The sequence below is a fragment of the Alteromonas sp. AMM-1 genome, assembly GCF_047290655.1.
GTDB lineage: Bacteria > Pseudomonadota > Gammaproteobacteria > Enterobacterales > Alteromonadaceae > Alteromonas > Alteromonas mangrovi.
In genome coordinates, this window is record NZ_JBLBUE010000264.1 from 1 (window position 1) to 2,691 (window position 2,691).

Below are 2,691 nucleotides of genomic sequence, written 5' to 3' on the forward strand. Positions count from 1 at the left end.
ACATCCCACAAAAGGATGGTAAACCAGTTCACCCTATTAAAGCTGATTATTTAAAGCCCGTGGTAGACAGTTACCGCAGCGCTGGCAAGCCATTCAAAATGGGCATGGTATTCCCGGTATCTACACATAACTATGAACTGCGTTATTGGTTAGCGGCTGGCGGGATTCACCCTGGTTATTATGCGCCACACAAAGGGGATACCTCGGGTCAAATTGACGCTCAGGCTCTGCTGTCAGTTACCCCACCACCGCAAATGCCAGCCACTATGGAAGCAGGCACCATTTACGGTTATTGCGTAGGTGAGCCATGGAACCAGCAGGCCGTATTCAAAGGTATTGGTGTACCGGTTATTACTGACTATGAGATTTGGAAAAACAACCCGGAAAAAGTATTTGGTGTAAGTAAAGCCTGGGCTGATGCTAACCCGAATACCCATATTCGCGTGGTGAAAGCCATGATCCGTGCTGCTATGTGGCTGGATGCGAACAACAACGCAAACCGTGCTGAAGCGGTAAAAATCCTGGCTAAAAGTAGCTATGTAGGTGCTGACGAAGACGTTATTGCAAACAGCATGACAGGAACGTTTGAATACGAAAAAGGCGACAAGCGCGAAGTGCCTGATTTCAACGTATTCTTCCGTCATAACGCGACTTACCCCTACTACAGTGATGCTATCTGGTACCTCACGCAAATGCGTCGTTGGGGCCAAATCTCTGATGCCAAATCTGACGACTGGTACAAAGAAACGGCAAAACAGGTATACCGTCCGGATATCTATGCACAAGCTGCTAAGGCATTGATTGCTGAAGGTAAAGCGTCACCGGCTGATTTCCCTGAATTTGCAACCGAATCTGGCTTCAAACCGCCGCAAACGGAATTTATCGATAACGTAACGTTTGATGGTACTAAGCCGAATGCATACCTGGAACAGTTCAGCATTGGTCTGAAAGGCGACACGGTTCTATAACCGTGTCGATTAAAAGGGGGTTACTTTGATGAGTAAATCAGCAAGCGTTGTGAGTCAAATCGGCCAAATCCGAAACAAAAATATACTCGGGAGTATTATGTCTACCATACCGAAACTGTTGATGCCGGTGGTTGGATTGCTACTGTTCCTGGCCTTGTGGAATGGCGTTGCTAAGACTATCGATACTTCTCTGGGCCAGTTTCCTGGTCCTGCGCAGGTATGGGAGCAGTCTTTAACGCTCATCAATGAACACATTGCGCAGCGTGATAAAGCCAGTGACTTCTATGCTCGTCAGGAAGAACGCAATGCCGAGCGCCTGGCGAAAGATCCAAGCTTTGAACCGAAAATTCGCCCATTTACAGGCGCCCCCACGTTTTTTGACCAGATATGGACGAGTTTGTACACCGTTATGGTTGGATTCGTTATTGCCAGTATTGTGGCGGTGCCAGTGGGTATTTTGTGTGGATTGAGCCGTTCTGCCTATTCAGCAATGAACCCCCTTATTCAAATTTTTAAGCCGGTTTCTCCCTTGGCCTGGCTGCCATTGGTAACAATGGTAGTCAGTGCTGTTTACGTAAGTGAAGATCCGATGTTTTCCAAGTCATTTATTACGTCGGCGTTTACTGTGTCTCTGTGTTGCCTGTGGCCCACGCTAATCAACACGGCAGTGGGGGTATCAAACATTGATTCTGACCTGGTAAACGTAAGTAAAGTACTTCGCCTTAAACCGCTTAGTCATGTACAAAAAATTGTGTTGCCTGCGTCTATTCCCATGATATTCACCGGTTTACGCCTCTCTCTGGGCATAGGCTGGATGGTATTGATTGCGGCAGAGATGCTGGCGCAGAACCCCGGACTTGGAAAATTTGTGTGGGATGAATTTCAAAATGGTAGTTCCGAATCACTGGCCAGAATCATGGTCGCGGTTATCACGATCGGAATTATCGGTTTCCTGCTTGACCGTCTGATGTTATCCGTTCAGCGCCTGGTCAGTTGGGATAAAAATGCGGTGCTTCGTTAAGCCGCGCCTGGTATTGAGAGGATATAGCCATGCAATCTAAACATTTGGAACTGAGTCAGGTAGGTATTGATTTTCCTACCCCTAAAGGCCCGTTTACTGCATTAACTGACGTTAACCTGAAGATTGTCAAAGGGGAATTCATTTCTCTTATCGGACACTCAGGGTGCGGCAAGTCAACGGTGCTGAATATTGTGGCTGGCTTACATACGGCAACCACGGGTGGTGTCATTCTCGACGGTTCAGAAGTTCGCGAACCCGGCCCTGAGCGCGCAGTCGTGTTTCAAAACCACTCGTTGCTGCCCTGGTTATCGGTTTATAAAAACGTTGAACTGGCGGTTAAGCAAACCCAGAAGAATAAGTCCAAAAAGGAAATTCGCGAATGGGTAATGCACAACCTTGAACTGGTGCATATGACCCATGCGCTCGAGAAGTTACCGTCGGAAATTTCTGGTGGGATGAAGCAGCGAGTGGGGATCGCCCGTGCGCTGGCCATGGAACCCAAGGTGTTGCTAATGGATGAGCCGTTTGGTGCACTTGATGCGCTTACCCGAGCACATTTGCAGGATTCTCTGATGGAGATCCACGCTGAACTTGGCAACACGGTGATCATGATCACCCACGATGTGGACGAAGCGGTTTTGCTGTCGGATCGCATTGTGATGATGACCAATGGCCCGTCGGCCACCATCGGCGAAGTGCTTG

Annotated in this window: 3 protein-coding genes; all 3 read left to right on the plus strand. The window is 48.3% G+C overall.

Annotation, left to right across the window (positions count from 1 at the left end; all coding sequences use genetic code 11):
* Positions 1 to 968: CmpA/NrtA family ABC transporter substrate-binding protein (locus ACLR2L_RS19840; RefSeq protein WP_413370707.1), on the plus strand; the 968-nt coding region annotated here is incomplete at its 5' end.
* A 97-nt stretch (positions 969 to 1,065) separates the two neighbouring features.
* Complete coding sequence (locus ACLR2L_RS19845; RefSeq protein WP_370298068.1) at positions 1,066 to 1,989, plus strand: ABC transporter permease; 924 nt, start codon at positions 1,066 to 1,068, stop codon at positions 1,987 to 1,989.
* A gap of 29 nt (positions 1,990 to 2,018) precedes the next feature.
* Positions 2,019 to 2,691 (plus strand): ABC transporter ATP-binding protein (locus ACLR2L_RS19850; protein WP_413370709.1); only part of this gene is annotated, 673 nt, incomplete at its 3' end.